Origin of the sequence: Enterobacter cloacae complex sp. SHL018 (genome assembly GCF_049237905.1) — a bacterium.
Taxonomy (GTDB): domain Bacteria; phylum Pseudomonadota; class Gammaproteobacteria; order Enterobacterales; family Enterobacteriaceae; genus Enterobacter; species Enterobacter hormaechei_C.
In genome coordinates, this window is sequence record NZ_JBMKJE010000006.1 from 204021 (window position 1) to 222403 (window position 18383).

General features: G+C 57.7%; 10 protein-coding genes. 2 read left to right on the forward strand and 8 right to left on the reverse strand.

Translation table 11 applies throughout. From position 1 onward, the window contains the following. Positions 1-156 precede the first annotated feature (156 nt). Positions 157-1479, forward strand: a complete 1323-nt coding sequence (locus ACOTY5_RS20405) for an MFS transporter (RefSeq protein ID WP_015571519.1) — start codon at positions 157-159, stop codon at positions 1477-1479. A 510-nt stretch (positions 1480-1989) separates the two neighbouring features. On the opposite strand, the gene ACOTY5_RS20410 is transcribed toward ACOTY5_RS20405, so the two are convergent. Both ACOTY5_RS20410 and pdeH read right to left on the reverse strand, forming a co-directional pair. Further along, positions 1990-4032 carry an AsmA family protein gene (locus tag ACOTY5_RS20410; protein ID WP_015571520.1) on the reverse strand — a complete coding sequence of 681 codons (2043 nt, stop codon included), beginning with the start codon at positions 4030-4032 and terminating at the stop codon, positions 1990-1992. 65 nt (positions 4033-4097) lie between these two features. Further along, a complete protein-coding gene (gene pdeH / locus ACOTY5_RS20415) occupies positions 4098-4871 on the reverse strand; it encodes a cyclic-guanylate-specific phosphodiesterase (RefSeq protein WP_015571521.1) in 774 nt (257 codons plus the stop codon). 230 nt (positions 4872-5101) lie between these two features. Here pdeH and ACOTY5_RS20420 point away from each other — a divergent pair, with 230 nt between their 5' ends. Further along, entirely contained in the window at positions 5102-6031 is a 930-nt protein-coding gene (locus ACOTY5_RS20420) for a sugar kinase (RefSeq protein ID WP_003861191.1), read from the forward strand. 62 nt (positions 6032-6093) lie between these two features. Here the strand turns inward: ACOTY5_RS20420 and ACOTY5_RS20425 are convergent, their stop codons facing one another. The 6 genes from ACOTY5_RS20425 to bcsB form a co-directional block, all read right to left on the reverse strand. Beyond that, a complete protein-coding gene (locus ACOTY5_RS20425; RefSeq protein ID WP_023295577.1) occupies positions 6094-7584 on the reverse strand; it encodes a M16 family metallopeptidase in 1491 nt (496 codons plus the stop codon). 222 nt (positions 7585-7806) lie between these two features. After that, the gene (dctA, locus tag ACOTY5_RS20430) at positions 7807-9093 is read right to left on the reverse strand and encodes a C4-dicarboxylate transporter DctC (protein WP_015571524.1); all 1287 of its coding nucleotides are present in this window, start codon (positions 9091-9093) and stop codon (positions 7807-7809) included. A 159-nt stretch (positions 9094-9252) separates the two neighbouring features. Continuing rightward, positions 9253-11259, reverse strand: coding sequence for a biofilm formation regulator HmsP (gene hmsP / locus ACOTY5_RS20435; protein ID WP_045142222.1), 2007 nt, complete (start codon positions 11257-11259; stop codon positions 9253-9255). Positions 11260-11379: 120 nt separating this feature from the next. Further along, complete coding sequence (gene bcsC, locus ACOTY5_RS20440) at positions 11380-14862, reverse strand: cellulose synthase complex outer membrane protein BcsC (RefSeq protein ID WP_045142223.1); 3483 nt, start codon at positions 14860-14862, stop codon at positions 11380-11382. Then, complete coding sequence (bcsZ, locus tag ACOTY5_RS20445; protein WP_045142224.1) at positions 14844-15950, reverse strand: cellulose synthase complex periplasmic endoglucanase BcsZ; 1107 nt, start codon at positions 15948-15950, stop codon at positions 14844-14846. Before bcsZ ends, bcsC begins: the two co-directional genes overlap by 19 nt. 6 nt (positions 15951-15956) lie before the next feature. Next, positions 15957-18380 carry a cellulose biosynthesis cyclic di-GMP-binding regulatory protein BcsB gene (bcsB, locus tag ACOTY5_RS20450; RefSeq protein ID WP_071591748.1) on the reverse strand — a complete coding sequence of 808 codons (2424 nt, stop codon included), beginning with the start codon at positions 18378-18380 and terminating at the stop codon, positions 15957-15959. Between the last annotated feature and the right edge of the window lie 3 nt (positions 18381-18383).

Here is an 18383-nt window from a genome sequence, read left to right on the forward strand (position 1 = left end):
AAAGTGTGAAGCATTTCATAGAAGTGTTTTCGCTGGTCTGAAAATTATCCGCTTTTTGTTGCTTTTATGACCACACCACGCCTTTGTTACAGATTGAAATGTCGCTTTTGCTATGCCTAATATGGCCCTTCGTTCGTCCAAAAATAAGAAAATATTATGCAAGCAACAGCCACCACACTTAACGAAGGGGCGGAACACGTTCCGGTCAACTCGCGCAATAAAGTCGTCGTCGCATCGCTGATTGGCACCGCCATTGAGTTCTTCGACTTTTATATTTACGCCACCGCTGCGGTCATTGTCTTTCCGCATATTTTCTTCCCTCAGGGCGACCCGACGGCAGCCACGCTACAGTCTTTAGCCACCTTTGCTATCGCCTTCGTTGCGCGTCCGATTGGTTCAGCGGTCTTTGGGCATTTTGGCGATCGCGTCGGCCGTAAAGTGACGCTGGTTGCCTCGCTGCTGACGATGGGGATCTCCACCGTCGCCATCGGCCTGCTGCCGACCTATGAAACTATTGGCATTCTGGCGCCTGTGCTGCTGGCGCTGGCGCGCTTTGGGCAGGGTCTGGGGCTGGGCGGGGAATGGGGCGGCGCGGCACTGCTGGCGACCGAAAACGCCCCGGCGCGCAAACGAGCCCTGTATGGCTCTTTCCCGCAGCTGGGCGCACCGATTGGGTTCTTCTTCGCTAACGGCACCTTCCTGCTCCTCTCCTGGCTGCTGACTGATGAACAGTTCATGAACTGGGGCTGGCGTATTCCATTCGTCTTCTCTGCCGTGCTGGTGCTGATTGGCCTGTACGTTCGCGTGTCGCTGCACGAGACGCCGGTCTTCGCTAAAGTCGCCGCGGCGAAAAAGCAGGTTAAAGTTCCGCTGGGGACGCTGCTGACCAAACACCTCCGCGTGACCGTGCTGGGCACGTTCATCATGCTGGCGACCTACACGCTGTTCTACATCATGACCGTTTACTCCATGACCTTCAGTACCGCCGCCGCGCCGGTCGGCCTGGGCCTGCCGCGTAACGAAGTGCTGTGGATGCTGATGATGGCGGTCATCGGATTTGGTGTGATGGTGCCCATCGCGGGCCTGCTGGCGGATAAATTTGGCCGTCGTTCAAGCATGATCGTCATCACCTCGCTGATTATTCTGTTCGCGCTGTTTGTCTTCCCGCCGCTGCTGGGTTCAGGTAGCCCTGCGCTGGTGATGGCGTATCTGCTGATTGGCCTGAGCCTGATGGGGCTGACTTTTGGCCCAATGGGCGCGCTGCTGCCGGAGCTGTTCCCGACTGAAGTGCGTTACACCGGCGCGTCGTTCTCCTATAACGTTTCGTCGATTCTGGGCGCCTCGGTGGCTCCGTATATCGCCACATGGCTTCAGGCGAACTATGGCCTGTTCTATGTGGGTGTCTATCTGGCGGCAATGGCAGCGCTGACGCTGATTGCGCTGCTGCTGACGCACGAGACGAAGCATCAGGCGCTGTAAGTGAATGCCGGGTGGCGGATACGCCTTACCCGGCCTACAATTTAGCCCTCACCCACAGGGCTGAGGGCTCCCCACAAAATAATGCCTGCACAGACGGCCCCCTCTCCCTTGAGGGAGAGGGCTGGGGTGAGGGGGAACATACGGCTCAGGTGGTCATTCCGTTCACTTTATGTTCCTTGCTACTCTGTCACGACATGAGCGGTGAACGTGCCAGGGTGGCTCAGTCGCCACCACCCTGGCGACCCGGGCTTCCGGCGGAAAATCGCCGCTTCGCGGTGCCTTCGGCTTATTCCTTCCGGCTTATCGGGGACGGGCGGAGGTAACATCCCTGTAAAGCCCGCCCTCTCGGCGCATCCCTGCGCCTCGCCCCAGCCTACAGGAAACGCCTCAGCGATTTACAGCCGGACCGAGGCATCGCTGAAAGCCCTCAGTTTTTCTGAGGCAACGTTATAGCTTTTGCTTTCAAATTACTGGAGCCCCCTCTCCCCACAGGGAGAGGGAGAAACGGAACTACTTCTTCATCTGCGATAAAATCGTCCGACACTGATTCGCTTCGCCTTCTGACGGCGAAATCAACGCCAGCAGCGCCGCCGCAGGGGTGACCAGCGTAGCGAGCGCGGCGGCGACCGCACCACGCGCAATCAACGGCCCGGCCTTCACGCCCGCCTGCGGATCTTTGAAGGTCCCGCGAACGTACAGCGGCGAGCGCAGGGTAATGATACGAATGCCTTTACTTTCCGGATCGATGGTTAAATCCAGCTGCTCGGACGCCATGCTGGCGGTACCGGTGACGTTGATAACCGCGTTTTCCGTGTCGAAAGCGAAGATCTGCGGACGCGCCACGCCGTTGACCAGATCCAGATTTGCCGCCGCGCAGTTAACGCGTACTTCGTCGTCACCGAAGATTTGCCCGATGATAAAGTTCCCGACGTTCAGCCCCAGGATCTCCATCAGGTTACGGCTCACCAGCCCGTCGTTCATCAGCAGCTTCAGGTTGCCGTTTCCGCTACCCAGCAGCGCCGCTACCGAGTTACCCGTGCCGCGAATATCCGCGTCGCCGTTCATCTCACCGAGGGTTTTCTGCATCAGCTCCACGTCCGGCATCAGCTCTTTCAGCTTCAGCCGACGCGCCTGGATCTCCGCCCTTCCCTGCATCGGCTTTTTATCCCCCTCCAGGTGGATATTCGATGAGATGGTTCCCCCAGCCATGCCAAACTTCAGCGGTTGCAGGCGCAGGTCGGCGTTTTTCAGGATGATATGGGTCGAGAGGTTGCTCAGCGGCAGCGTGCTGCCATGCTCAATTTTACGTCCTTTGAAGCGCACATCCGCATCCATCACGTCCCATTTGTCGGTTTCGAAGCGGTCATAGGGCAGCACTTTACCCGCAGGCTGAACGTCCTTTTTAACCTCTTTAGACTTCGTGCCTTTGCCCGAATCTACGCCAATCAGCGGACCAAGATCGGCCAGACGCAGCTGGCGGGATTCAACGTCCCCCTCCAGTTTCGGGCGCGGTTTACCGGTGGTGTAGGTCAGCGTGCCGTGGATATCGCTGTCGCCGATGCGGCCGTTGAATCCCCGGTAGTCAAAGACGGACGATTTTTCGGTGTTGATTTTGGCAACCAGGCGCCCGTCCGTTTCAAACGGCGGGGTATCCGGCAGCAGCACGCCGGTCAAATCGTACAGTTCACCCAGCGAATCCCCGGCAAACTTAAGCTGGAGGTCGACGCCGCCCATGTTCATCGGGTCGTTAACCGTGCCCACGAACGCCACGCGGGTGTTGCCCGAGCGGAAATCCGCCTGCACCGGGAACGGCGTGCCCTCACTCCTGAGCGCCAGCATGCCGCCGATTTTGCCTTTACCGGTCAGCGGCTGGCCGTTGTAGCGCCCTTTCGCCGTCAGGCCGAAGACGTAATCGCCCGCTTTGCTGTCATCGCCTTTGGCTTTACTGCCCGTCACTTCGCTAAACGGCAGCGGCTTGCCCAGCGGATCGACGAGGATCTCCACGTCAGCCTTACTCACCTTATCGTCAATGGCGATCCTCCCCCGATCGAACAAAATATTGTCGAGGCGGAAAGACCACGAAGAGGGCTGCGCATTCTGATCTTTATCGCCGCTGCTGGCGAGATCGAACGTCCAGTTGTTGTTTTTCTCTGACAGGCGAATTAGCCGCGCGTCGGGCTGCTGAAGTTTGATCCACGGCAGATACACCGTTTTGGTTAACAGGGCTAACGGCGCCAGCGTGGCTTCCACGCGCGGCAGGTGGATCATGGTCACTTCGGGGATGTCCGGCGGGTTGCCGAGAATGATGTCGTCGGCGTGAACGTGCGGCCATGGCACCCAGCTTCGCCAGCCGGTTTCCTCTTTCTGGCGCTCCCACACGACACCCAAATCGCCACGTATTGCGAAGGGGCGGTTTAGCTCGGTTGAGACTTTCTGGTTGATGGTCGGTTTGAGCCGGTTCCAGTCAAACGTGGCGATAATGATGATTAAGACCACGATCAGCAACAAGAAAATCCCTGCTGTCCAGGAAATCACCCTGGTTGTTTTTGTCATTGTTGTCCCCTTTCCTGATGAACTTGCCTCTAAAACTATAGTTCAGACAAAGGGAAGCGGGCAGATCAGAGGGTGGTTATCACCTTTTCCAGGGTATCCATGGGGACAGGACGGGAGAGGAAATAACCCTGTGCCGCCGCTGCCGGAGAATTTTGCACGTCGCGCCACTCCTCCAGCGTCTCTACGCCTTCCACAATGACGCCCTGGCAATAGCGGTTCATCAGTTGCAGGAGCATCGTAAACAGGTTCCGTCCCTCCGGCGTCTGGCGCAGCATGATAAACAGATCGCGGGCCACTTTGATGTAGTCATAACGCACTTCGCTCAGGGCGGAGAAGTTCGCCATACCGGTACCGAAATCATCCAGCCACAGCGGGCCAAACTCACACATCGAGGCAAACGAGGAGTCCTGCGGCAGCTGAACATGTTCCACCAGCTCGAAGCGCATCCACGGCAAGGTGGCAATCAGCGCCTGCAATGTCGCGTTTTGACGTAACGCCATCAGGGTTGGGCCATCCACGTTCACCGACGCCAGAATACCGTGCTGCTCGAAGAACGCCTGCTTCGTCGCCAGCATTCTTAACTGCTCTTCCAGCACGTCGATACGCTGACGCACGGCAACCTCCGCAAAATAGCGGTCCGGCGCAATACGCTGTGAAGGATTCGATGGATGAGTGACGACCGTTAACACCTCAATCGCCATTAACCGACCGTCGGTACGGTAGATGGGCTGATAGGTGTATGCTCGCTCACATTGCAGCCAGTAGCGATGCTCCTGCAAGTTCTCAATACTTGCCTCAGGCGTAGTGCTCAGCCGCTGGATAACCTGCTCTGACTTCATTTCGGATGTCCTGTTGTATGGGATAGCCTTTCTGGACTCGTCACTGAGTTATCGGCCCGCCAGGTGAGAACTTTATGTTCAATTCACCGGGAAAATGAAATTAAGATGACAGAAATATGCCGGAATACGCGCTGGCTCAAAAAAAATAATGGAACGTCGTTTTAATATAGTTGACCGTAAAAAACACACAGCGCACACTACCCTTAATTACTTTGTTCAGGTTCACGACTATGTCTAAAAAAATTGCCGTGATTGGCGAATGCATGATTGAGCTGTCCCAGAAAGGCGCGGAAGTCAGCCGCGGTTTTGGTGGCGATACATTGAACACCTCCGTTTACATTGCCCGTCAGGTCTCCCCCGACGCGCTGAGCGTGAGCTACGTTACCGCGCTGGGAACGGACAGCTTCAGCCAGCAGATGCTGGAAGCCTGGCAGGGTGAAAACGTTGGGACCTCGCTGATCCAGCGAATGGAAAACCGCCTGCCGGGTTTGTACTACATCGAAACCGACAGCACCGGCGAGCGCACCTTCTATTACTGGCGTAATGAAGCGGCCGCCAAATTCTGGCTGGAAAGCGAGGCCGCCGCTGCCATTTGCGAAGAACTGGCGACCTTCGATTATCTCTACCTGAGCGGGATCAGCCTGGCGATCCTGAGCCAGGAGAGCCGTGAAAAACTGCTGTCACTGCTGCGCGAATGCCGTGCCAATGGCGGTAAGGTGATTTTCGATAACAACTACCGTCCGCGTTTGTGGGCCAGCCGTGAAGAGACGCAGCAGGTCTACCAGCAGATGCTCGAATGCACCGATATCGCCTTCCTGACGCTGGATGATGAAGATGCTCTGTGGGGCGAAAAACCGGTTGATGAGGTCATCGCCCGGACGCAGGCTGCCGGGGTCAGCGAAGTGGTGATCAAGCGCGGGGCGGAGTCTTGCCTGGTGGCGGTTGCAGGTGAAGCCGTGACAGAGGTGCCGGCAGTGAAGCTGGCGAAAGAGAAAGTGATCGATACCACGGCGGCGGGAGATTCTTTCAGCGCGGGGTATCTGGCGGTACGTCTGACGGGAGGGACGCCGGAAGCGGCGGCGCAGCGCGGTCATTTGACGGCCAGTACGGTGATTCAGTATCGCGGAGCGATTATTCCGCGCGAGGCGATGCCTGCTTAAGGACTGTGCGGGCTGATGCCCGCACCCTAACCCTCTCCCTCAGGGCTGAGGGAACGCAGAGCTTACTGGCCCTGCGGAATATCGCTCGCATCCTGGTGTAAATCATCGGCTGCCGTTTGCGCTGGCTGCGGCGGCGTCGCCATGATGGCGCTCCAGGTGGCCTTCAACTCTTTCATGTCATATTCCGGCTCACCTTTCGGCTGCAACAGAATCAACGCCATATCCTGCGACAGCTGCTGACGCAGATCCTGATTCAGCATCTCCACGGTCAGACCGTTCAGGAAGTCCTGACGCAGTTTCTGATACTGCTCCGGCGCGATATCCACCACCTGATTCTGCAAGGAGCGAATGCGCTGGCTGATTAAGATATCGGTATCGGCGCGGGCATAGGTGGCGAACAGTTTCTGCAATTCGAGGGATTTCTGCGCCACCAGCGCGTTAAACTCCTCTTCAGACAGGCCCTCTTTCCGCACTTTAGCCAGTTCTTTCGCCACCACGCCGAGATTGGCATTCAGCTTATCGCCCGGAGATTCCACGTTAATGGCGCACTGGGCGCGCTGGAACAGCACTCGGCAGTCAAAGCCCAGGCCAATATCTTTCACGTTGTTCTTGCTGAGCGTCTGCTGAACGTGCCAGAAGAGCGCTTCACGCGCGAGATCCGCACGCCAGTAACGCAACAGCGCAGAAGACTCGCGGATCGGCTGCCAGGCCGTATCCCACATCATTGAAAGACGATCCTGACGCACGGTATCCGTCATGATGCTGACCGTCTCAGGACGCAGCGGGGACAAGGTAGGAACAGGGGCGGGCGTTTCACGCTTCCCTTTCAGATCGCCAAATGCTTTGTTGATCTGTTCTATCACCGCACGGCTGTCCACGTTGCCCACCACAATCAGGGTCATGGCATCCGGGGTGTACCACTGCTGGTAGAAAGATTTCACCTGCGCGGCATCAACCGGCTGTTTCAGCGGCTCTGCCGGGTCGTGGCCAAGCAGCGTTGACCCTTTCAGGCGGTAGCGCCACCAGCCTTCTTTGGTATCCGTCGGCCAGGTCGCCACCATGTCGCTGTTGCTCAACGCATAGTTAACGGTCTCAGGCGTAATCGCCAGTTTGCCGGTGGCATCGGAAAGGTAGGTCAGTGCTTCTTTAAGCAGATCGTTACGGTTGTTGGGCAGGCTCAGGTTAAACATGGTGTAGTCATAGGAGACCACAGCCGGGGGCAGCGGGCGTTTCGGATCGATGGCCTGTTGCCATAAAGAACGCACCTGAACCGCCTGCAAACTGCCGCTCTGGGTGAGCGCCAGTCGAGGAATAAAGTGGCTTAAGCCGGTCTGCTGGGTGCTTTCAGTGAGGGAGCCGGTATTCACAGAAAGACGGATTTCAATGCGATCGCTCGGACGTTGCGGAGTGGATAATACCTGCCACTGGAAACCGTTCGCCAGTGTTCCCTGTTGCCAGGCCGGGTCTGGCTGGAGCGCATCTGCCTGCACATAACTGGCTGCTGCCATCATCAGCAAACCGCCGGTTAAGAGTCGAATTTTTGTGCCCTGCATGTGAACCCCTGATCAACATTCCTGGTTAAAGAGAGTGTCTCGCGACGTGAGCACTCAAAGATGACGATGAAAACCTTCCGATTAGACAGCGTGTTCGGCTAAACGTCACGGGCGGAAGTGAAATATACCCAAAAAAAATCTTGTCGAATTATGACAGGTATGAACGGTTATTATGCGCAGGTGCCCGCATCCCCACAAGGGAATACGGGCATTTATGAGGGATTAAGAGGATAAACCGGGGGTTTTGTCCTCAGATGTACGGTTATTCAGCGTATCGTTAAGCTTCTTGTGATCCAGCTCTTTCACCCACTTCGCCACCACAATCGTCGCCACGCCATTGCCGACCAGGTTGGTTAACGCACGGGCTTCAGACATAAAGCGGTCAATACCGAGGATCAGGGCCAGGCCCGCTACCGGCAGATGGCCCACCGCCGAAATGGTGGCCGCCAGCACGATAAATCCGCTGCCCGTTACGCCCGCCGCCCCTTTTGAAGAGAGCAGAAGCACCACCAGCAGCGTAATCTGATGGAAGATATCCATGTGGCTGTTAGTGGCCTGGGCAATAAAGACCGCCGCCATCGTCAGGTATATCGAGGTGCCATCCAGGTTAAAAGAGTAGCCCGTAGGAATAACCAGCCCCACCACTGACTTACGGCAGCCCAGCTTTTCCATTTTATCGAGCATACGCGGCAGCGCGGACTCCGAAGAGGATGTGCCGAGGACAATCAGCAGCTCTTCACGAATGTAACGGATAAATTTGAAGATGCTGAAGCCGGTCGCACGGGCGATGGAGCCGAGCACCACCACCACAAACAGAATACAGGTGATGTAGAAACAGACGATCAGCTGGCCCAGCTGTACCAGCGTGCCGACGCCATATTTCCCGATGGTGAAGGCCATCGCGCCAAAGGCGCCAATTGGGGCCAGACGCATAATCATGTTGATGATGCCGAAGATCACCTGCGAGAAGCTTTCAATGACGTTAAAAATCAGCTGGCCTTTGCTGCCAAGACGGTGCAGGGCAAAGCCAAACAGCACGGCAAACAGCAGCACCTGGAGGATGTTTCCGCTGGCGAACGCGCCAATCACGCTGCTCGGGATCACGTCCAGCAGGAAGGCAACAATCCCCTGATCTTTCGCCTGTTCAGCGTAAACCGCCACCGCTTTCGCATCCAGCGTGGCCGGGTCGACGTTCATGCCCGCGCCAGGCTGTACTACGTTGACAATTATCAGGCCGATAATTAGCGCGATGGTACTGACAATCTCGAAGTACAGCAGGGCAACCGCCCCCGTACGCCCGACCGCCTTCATGCTTTCCATGCCAGCGATACCAGTCACCACGGTACAGAAAATGACCGGCGCGATGATCATTTTGATGAGCTTAACGAACGCGTCGCCAAGCGGTTTCATCTGCGCGCCCAGCTCCGGGTAGTAGTGACCGAGCAGAATACCGATGGCGATGGCTGTCAGGACCTGGAAGTAAAGACTTTTGAAGAGTGAGGTTTTCATAGGGTGTCCCTGGAAAGAAAAACTACAGGCTTTGTAAGGTTATGGTTAACCTGCGGCTTTAAAATAACACCCACATAACAGGACAGAAATAAACGGGGTTCAAATTTGAAACACAAATGTTAAGAACTTTGAGCTGGCTCGCACAAGCCAGCAACAAAATTACACTTTTGCGTTATTGCCAGCGTCGGAGAGATAGCGTTGCTCAAAGATATCCGTCGGTACGGCGCGGTCAAACAGGAAGCCCTGTCCGCTCTCCACGCCCGCCGCAGCCAGCCAATCACGCTGGGCGTCGGTTTCAATACCCTCGGCAATGACGTGCAGATTCAGGCTGTGCGCCATCTGAATAATGGCCTGTACCAGGCTGCAATCCTCCGGCAGCCCTTCCACAAAGGTTTTGTCGATTTTCAGGACGTCCACCGGCAACGTTTTCATGTGCTGGAGCTGACGCAGGCCAGAATACCCCATACCAAAATCGTCCAGCGCAATGCGGATCCCGGCATTACGCAGCGGTTTCAGAATGGCGACAGCATCGTCAGGATTGTCGATACAACGGCTCTCGGTGACTTCCAGGATCAACGTGTGGGGCTGAATGCGGTAGCGGTGGATCAACTCGAGCATCTCCGGCACCATGGTCGGGTGCATCAGCTGTAGCGCAGAGAGATTCACCGACAGCGGCAGCGTGATGCCCCGTTGTTGCCAGGCCGCAAGCTGGCGGCAGGACTCTTCCAGCACCCAGTAGCCGACGGTGACCATCAGGCCGCAGGACTCGATACGTTCGATCATCCCCTCAGGCAGCTCCCACGTGCCGTCCGGCTGTTGCATACGCAGCAACGCTTCGGCGCTGGTCACTTCACCCGTGCGCAAATTGACCTGCGGCTGTAGCCAGAGCGCAAACTGGCGATTGTCCATCGCCGTCAGAATGTCGCTCTCTTCCGTCAGGCGCTGCTGGGCTTTTTCCATCTGCTCCGGATCAAAGAACTGGATCTGGTTTTTGCCTTTCCGGCGCGCGGTGAACGCGGCCGAGAAGGCCCGACGATAAAGCTGCTCGGCGGTCAGCCCCCCGTAGTACATCGCAATACCGATGCTGGCGCTCGGGCGAAGCTGGATACCCTGAATGGGCAGCCGCTCATTAATGACAGTGAGTACTTGCTGACCTAGCGTAATGGCGTGCCACGGCTCTTTAACACCGTGCGCGATCACCACCAGGTCATAACCGCTGACCTGGGTGAGCACCATGCGCGGCGCCAGAACGGATTTCACCTTTTCCACCAGCGTCAGCAACAGCATCTCGCGCTGGCTCTCTTTCAGCACGCCCGCCGTATCCTGCAAGGTTTCGCAGGCAATCACCATCAGCGCGGTGGTCTGCTGGCGGGCGACGGTCTGCTCCAGCAAGGCCATTAAAAACGCTTTGTTTGGCAGATCGGATACCGGAAAACGGGTGGCGTTGCTACTGAGCTCTTCCTGCTGACGCAGGACACGCTGCTGGTTGATATTGTAACTCCGGACCAGCATGCCAATTTCATCGTCGTGATGCAGGCGCGGCAAGGGAAGCTGATGCCCCATGTGCTCCTGTGGAGAGAGGTCGTTCAGCTCCCGGGCTATGCGGCGCAACGGATGCACAATTAACCGGTTGATACACCACGTCAGCGCCACGCTCAGCATTAGTGTCAAAAGTAAGTAAGTAGTCACTAACGTAGCAACCCAGCTCATGACGAATTTATACATGCGGTACGAGTCGGCCTGTAGCACCAGGTAGGCCAGCGGCTGCGGGTTAGCCGGTCTTTCCAGGGAATAGAGAGGCAGGGAAATTTGCACCGGCAGTTCAAACAGGCGCATCACCATCATCGGGACGGGACGCTCCGGGATAAAACTCATCCGCAGCGCCTGGAACTGGTTCGGCAGCACGACATCCGCGCGGCTCACGATACCGGCGGGCTGAATGCGCTTCAGGATGGATTCCGCCTCGGGGATATCCCCTTTCAGGATCGAGGCTGACAGGGGTTCCCGCACCGAGCGGGCAATACTTTCCAGTTGCGAAGCCGTGTTATAGCGATTCTGCTGTACGGAGTGAAACAGCAAAATGACGCAGAAGATGAAGACAAACAGCATTGTGACGGCAGACACCATCGCCATCTGTTTGATCGTTAAGGAACGGCTGACACGCAAAATGACTCTCCACAAAACTCGAAGCGCAGGGCGCACCAGGGTGTAAACCTGGTGCGCCCGAGTATACCCGATAGCTGCACTTTTAAGAGAGACTTACAATTAGATTAAGAAAAAATCCGATCACCAGTCTGCATAAGGCACCAGCGGTTCCGGTGGTAAGTCCATATCACCTTGCCAGCCCGCGGCAGAATACCGAACGTAGAGCAGCGCATGGCTCGGGGTATAGTCTTTTGCTTCCTGAATATCGACGCCCAGTCCGACAAACCAGTTGGACGTCACGCGGCGTTCAACAATCGCCCTTGCGGTATAACCCGTGCCTGACGAGCTACTTCCGGTTTCCATTACACCTTTATCGGTATAACGGCCTGGCTCATTGTCCGGGATCAGCCCCTGTAACGGATAACGCATCACATCTTTTGTTTTTGAATGAGACCAGGAGACGGAGCCGCCCAGCTCCCATGACCAGTTCTCTGTGCGTTTACGCCAGTTCACCGGTAAGGCGAACGACACATACTCCTGGGGACTGTAGTAACCGCCCTGGCCCAGCGAATAGCCACTTAAATCCTTATCGTAATGCCAGAGCATGTTGGACACGCCCACCGTCAGGCGTTCGTTGTTCTGATTGATGAGCTTGTAGTAATAGCCGGTCATCCAGCGGACGCGCCAGTTATCTTCGACATTCTTCCCGGTGAGGCTGTCGGCACTCAGGCTTGACCAGATCCCGTTAGCTTCGCCTTTGTCGTAGCTCATGCTCACGCCGCCACCGGTGGCACGCACGCCGCCCCAGGTGGTGTCGGTATTGGGATCTTTTTGCCCGGCGAAGGCCAGCACCGAGCTGGAAATCGGACGGCGATGAGCGTTCAGGGTGTAGCCAATCGGCCCTAAATCGTTGCTGTAGCTCAGGCTACCCACCACATCGACCACGTCGAAGCCCATCGGCGTTGTACCGATATCCCACGCCCAGGTTTTGTTCTGCCAGCCGACGGCCACGCTGGCGCCGTTGGCCGACTGGTTCGTGCTGCCGTGACATGGCGTTTCGGCACAGGTACCCCATGTCGGATCGTAGGTTCCGTTATCGGTGGCAAAGGAACCGGCGTTCATATTGACCAGATCGCTACGGAAGAACATACGTCCGTCCGACAGCGGCGCATCAACCTGGAGCATGGTGGTGTGCGCTTTCAGGTCGGAATAGCCTCCCGTGCCGCTGGAGCCCCAGTAGTCGTGTTGCAGCGTGACGTTCAGATCCTGCTGACGATAAAGATCGCCTGCATCGCTGCGCACGCCGCGCTTCAGCCAGTCATCTTTCTCATCGTTACGCGTGAGCCGCGTAAAGCTGTCGTTATCGGTCGGACGGGTCGTTGTGATGCCCGATGAGACCATCGCATCTTTCCAGGTGTCCAGCGCCTGCTGAGGCTGACCATTTTGTGCCTGGAAACGGGCGGCATCGCGCATCACCAGCGCACTTTCCATCGAAGGCGGCTGCGATTTGGCCTGCGGAAGAATGGCGTTGAAGGTCTTTTCTGCCGCGGCATGATCACCCAGGCCAGCCTGCGCCATGGCAAGCCGGCGCTGCATATTGATGGAGAGCGGTTCGCCGTTCTGTGCCGCGGGCAGTTTCGCCAGCGCCGCGCGCGCCGCGTCCTTGTTACCCTGGGCAAGATAGACCTCGGTCAGGCCGAGGATCGCGTCTTCATTCTGCGGTTCGCGTTGCAGGACGGTGTTGTAGGCGGTTTTCGCGGCCTCATGATCGCCACGCTGTTCAGCCCAGTCCGCCAGCGTCAGGTCGATACGGGTGGACGGAGGCTGCTGGCGAAGCAACGTTTCCGCCTCCTGCTCTTTTCCACTGTCGCGCAGGCGGTTGGCGGTTTCCAGCACCTGGTTACTTTGCAGGCGGTCCGCCAGCGCCTGAATGTTGCCGTTCCACTTGTCGCGCGGCAGCGTGTTCAGATGCGCCAGCGCCGCCCGATCCTGATCGTTACCGGACAGGTACAGCCCGCTGGCGTAAACCTGATCCGGATCGCCCGGTTTCTGGCTTGCCAGCTGACGCATCAGGTTATCCGCCTGGCTGCGCTGACCCGCGCTATACAGATCGCGTGACAGTCGGTAGGTGATCCACACGTCGCCCGGGGAAAGCGCAAGGCGTCGGCGCTGAATTTCTGCGGCCTGCGCATATTTCCCCTCGCTTTCCAGCTGTTCGGCCTGGGCTGACAGCTGCTCGTTCGTCAGGCTACGTTCAATATCATCAATGCTGCGGCGCTGGCTGGCAGAGAGCGACTGAATAAACTGCGTCGCCTTCTCCGGAGACTGCGCGCGATAAATATTGGCGAGACCGCGTACCGCGTTGCTGTTGCCGCTGTCCATCCGCAACGCCTGGCGGTAATAGCGCTCGGCCGCGTCGTTATCTTTGCGCGCCGCCGCCGCATCACCGAGGCCCAGAACCGCGTAGCTGTCGGTATTGTCGATATTGCGCGCCTGCTGGTAATAGCGTTCGGCCTGGGCCGTATTGTTGGCTTTCAGGGCGTTATCCCCCTGCTGGATCAGCAGCCAGTATCGGTTGACCTTCAGCAGGCTGTCCCATTTGCCCCGGTTATCGCTCTGCGGATCGAGGGCGATCGCCTTTTCAAACTGCGCAACCGCACGCGCGCGATCGCCTTTCTGAGAATAGGCCTGCCCCAGCGCGCCTACGGCTTCACTGTCGGCGTGGTTGGCGCTGACTGCTTTCTGCAACTCCGTTACCGCTTTACTGCCCTGCCCGGCATCCACTGCGGCTAACCCTTCGGCTTTGGCGCGGAACGCCGGATCGGCGAGCTGTTTTTGCTGCGCTTCAAGCTGGGCGCGCGCCGCCGTCACGTTATCGCCATCGCTGAACACGCTCAGGTATTGTTGCAGCGCGGTAACGCTGGCGCTGCTGGCCGGCTGATCTTTGATCTGCTGGTACCACATGTCCGACGCCTGACTGCGGCCATTGTTCGATTTGGCCATCTCCTGTAACACCGCAAACCCTTCATCACGCCGTCCGCTCTGGAACAAAAGCTGTGCCAGCGAGGACTGTAGCGGGACGTTGCCCGGACTGCTGGCGTTTATTTTCTTAAGCTGATTAATGGCCAGGTTGCGGCGGGCTGGCTCTTTCGCCACCACGTTCCAGTACTCCGTCGCGATGTCGCCACTGGGCGGCTTACCGTCAAACAGTTTGTCATACGCGGCAATGGCTTCCTGGGTGTGCCCGGTGGTGGCAAGCAGGCGAGCCTGCTGGAGGGACTGGCGACCATCCGGCGTGGAGAGCAGCATGGTAGTACGGGAGGACTGATAGGCACTGGAATCGGGCGCCATTCCTTTCAGGCGATCCAGCTCTTTTTGCGCGCCCGCCGTATCGCCCTGTCGTAACAGGTAGCGGAAGCGCGCGGCAATCACGTCCGGGTTGTTGGGGTCGATCAGCTCAAGGCGATAGAGCGACTGGCGCACTAAATCCTCACGCTGGGTGGATTCCCCCAGACGGACCTGTTCCAGCAGCTGTCTCTGCTGCGGGGAGTTGGCGGCCTGGGCCAGGGGCATTAGCGCCAGGCCAAGCGATAAGGTGAGTAGATTCAGTGTGAACGTGCGCATTCCTGGCCCCAGTCCGGTAGTAATTCACCTTGCACGGTGAAACGAAAACGATGCTGATCCCACCCTTGTCCAAAGAGGGTCAGAACGTAGCTGTAATAAGCATTGTTATCGGGAAAACGATCGGCGACGTGCTGGCGTTGCACCGCTTGCGCGTCCCGGTTTTGTAAAAACGGAAGGAGGGAGGCAGAAAACCCTACCGGCCCATCTCCGGTGCGTTTCCCGGTCGCGACGTCCACTTTCTCCGGCGGCAAGCCTTGTTTGATTGTGGTGGTCGCCATGGGCTTGAAACGCGCCAGTAGTCGGGCTTTCTGCGGATCGTTATCGTTCATCATCCCTACCCACAGATAGACGCGAATCGCATCGTAGCTGCCGATCAGGGATGCATCCTGCGACAGCTGCCAGCCGCCCTTTTTCTGGTATTTCACCCAGTTCGGGGAAAATCCTTTAGGCGCGGTCTCCAGCAGCAGACGCAGGTTGGTTTCACGGAGCGTCGTCCACGGCGCGCCAAAACGGGTGAAATAGCTCGCAAGCTGCGGCGGCAGGTAGCTGGGGTTGAAGCGCCAGACGCTCTCTTCGGCAAAACCGACTTTACCCGGCAGCAGCATAGAACCCAGCCCCGGCACCTTCACCACTTCCTCACTGGCAATGCGCGTCAACAGCGCCTTACCCGTGCGCGTGTAATCGGGATTTTTCCACAGCCGCCCGGCTTCCAGCAGCGACCAGGCAATCCAGATATCGGCATCAGACGCGGAGTTAGGGTCGATAACCGCCCAGGTTTCGTCGTCCTTTTTCCCCCACAGCCAGGCCGGGAGATGTTGGGTTAAATCTCCCTCGGCAAGGTTATCGCGCGTCCATGCCAGCAGCAGATCGAACGCCTTGCGATCGTTTGCCGCGAGGGCAAAGAACAGTCCGTAGCTTTGCCCTTCGGAGGTGGTGATTTTGCGCGCGTCACTGGGATCAATGACGCGCCCACTTTCGCTCATATAATCCTGCTTGAACGTCTCCCAGGCAGGCCAGCGACAGGCGGCGTGAAGATTCGCCGCCGCCAGCATCAACGCTGCGACTAGACACCCGCGAAAGATTTTCATCACCGCTTACTCATGGTCCGGGTTAAGACGACGACGGCTGATGATTCGCAGCAGACGCCACAGTACCCACGCCAGCAGTACAACGCTGAGCGCAGCCAGCACGGCCAGCAGCACCGGGTGGTTAGACAGGGCGTACCACAGGCGTTCGAACCACGGCAGATGACCGACGTAGTAGACATCCCCCACGCGCAGGCTGTTTACCCCCGACTCACGGATCACCGAGACGGAACCGAACATTGCCGCCCGTTTACCGCTGTCGTTCATGGCCGTGTTGAGTAGCTCATACCCGCGCGGGCTATCCGCCAGCAGGGCGATAACGCTGCGCTGGTCGTTATACGGCGACTGGAAGCCGACAATCGCGGCCATCGGACCCGTTGAGCTTACGGTCGTCCTGATATTGGCCTGACGATCGCCGCTGTCCGGCATGATGCTCGGGAACTCGGTCTGACGCAGCGGCGTGTTAACCCACGACTGAGCCGCCTGCACCAGCAGATCGACGCGCTTCTCGTCTTTCAGCTTGTCCGGAATGTTGCCGATGACCATGATATCGGCATCTTTGTTCTGGATCTGGCTCCCGTCATCCGTCACCGTCACGTTGATAGCCGGCAAGCCGGTTTGCGCCCCGACGGTGCCCATGGTGTCCAGCAGCGTGGTAACCTGGCCTTCGTTGGCCGCTTTTGGCATCACGACAATCGATTCAGAGAGGTCTGCCATGCGGCTGAACGGGAAGCTGGCGTTAGCAAAGGCACGCAGATCCGGCATCGCAATAAAGTGGTAATACTTCGAGAAGTCGATCGTGGAATCATCGCCAATCACCACGTGGTTTTGCACCGGCTGGAAGGTAATACAGTTTTCCACCGATCCACCCGGCATGGGGTTCATATACTGGAAGTTAAACCGCAGCTGGTTCACCGCACCGAGCTTCAGCGCCGGGATCGACACATCGGTTTTGCCATCCAGCAGCCCCTGTAATACAGGCAGACGAAGCATCAACCGGTTTGTCTCCTGGCTGCTGGTCAGGCTGAACGATTGCAGGAACTGGTTGTTGAGGCTGATATCCATGCGCGAGCTGTCTTTGGTCGCCGGCGCGGTGTAACGGTAGTTCAGATTGATATCAATGCCGTTGGTGCGCAGCAGATAGAGATCCGGCGGCAGGTTCAGCGACAGGCTGACAGGAGAAGGTTCAAGCCCGGTTGACTGCAATTGCTCTTCATAGGTTTTCAGTTCGCCAAAGGTGATGGCCCGGTCGGTACGTACCCAGTTCGGCGCATCATAAGGCTTACGTGCCAGCAGCGGTTTCACCTCGTCCACCACAACGCTGTTACCGCGGAACAGGATATTCCCCTGCGCAATGCCTTTCGCCGCCTGCACCAGATCTTTGTCATCACGGCCGAAGATCACCAACAGCTTCACGTACGGATTGTCCGGATGGCTGATCATCTCGATGGTGGGCGCTTTCACCTCCGGATGGTCACGCAGGAAAGCCGGACGTTTGGCGTTGGTGGCAAACACGATCGCGTTTTTGTCCGGCATTTTGTCGTACATGACCGGGAAACTTTGACCACGCCAGCCGGAGCGGGAACCAAACCAGGATGCCACGATAGAGGCCGCCAGCTGTTCGGTCACATCGGGAGAGCCGGCAAAGACCATCGGCAGGTTCAGCGGACGGTTATCACGCGGGTCGAAGAACGGCACCGGGAAGGCGGAGAGATCGTTTTTCAACGCCAGCGGCTGATAGGTCATCTGAAGCGAAGAGTTACGCCCGACATCCAGCCACAGGGTGCTGCTGGCCGGGTTTTCACAGACATCGCGGTAGTGGCCGACAAACTCCAGACGCACGCGGTTAAAGTCGGTGATAAACAGCGGATTAATCGGCACCTGAGCCAGGGTTTTCTTACCCAGTTGCTCTTTGGTGACGGGCAGGACGTCCATCAGCTCGTCATTCAGATAGACCTTAAGCTGGGACTGCACCGGCAGCAGCGACGGCGATGGGGTGTATTCCAGGTTGAGCATCGCTTTCGACACGACTTCATCGCTGCGCATACCGAATTCGATACCGCCATTTGGGTTGATGCCGCGCAGAACCATGCTGCCCGGAGGAGGCGCGATCTGGGCAAACGTCAGCTTAACGTCACGCGACGGCGTATTTTCGGCAACCACCGGCGCACTGGCTCCCGGCACGCCAGGCATGACCTGCCCAACCACCGGGTTGTCGGCGGGCAGCGTATTCCCCGTCGTCGGCTGATTCGGGACGACGTTTTCCGTCTGCCCCGGCGCGGCCGTCACAACCGGATCGGTCGCTTGCGCGACGACAGGCACCGTTGGCGCGGGCGTGGCCGCTGCGTTATCAGGCGCTGCGTTAGCCACTGTTGCAGGGAGCGCACTCATCCCCATTGCCACTGCACATAACCAGGAAAGTTTTGTTTTCATCGC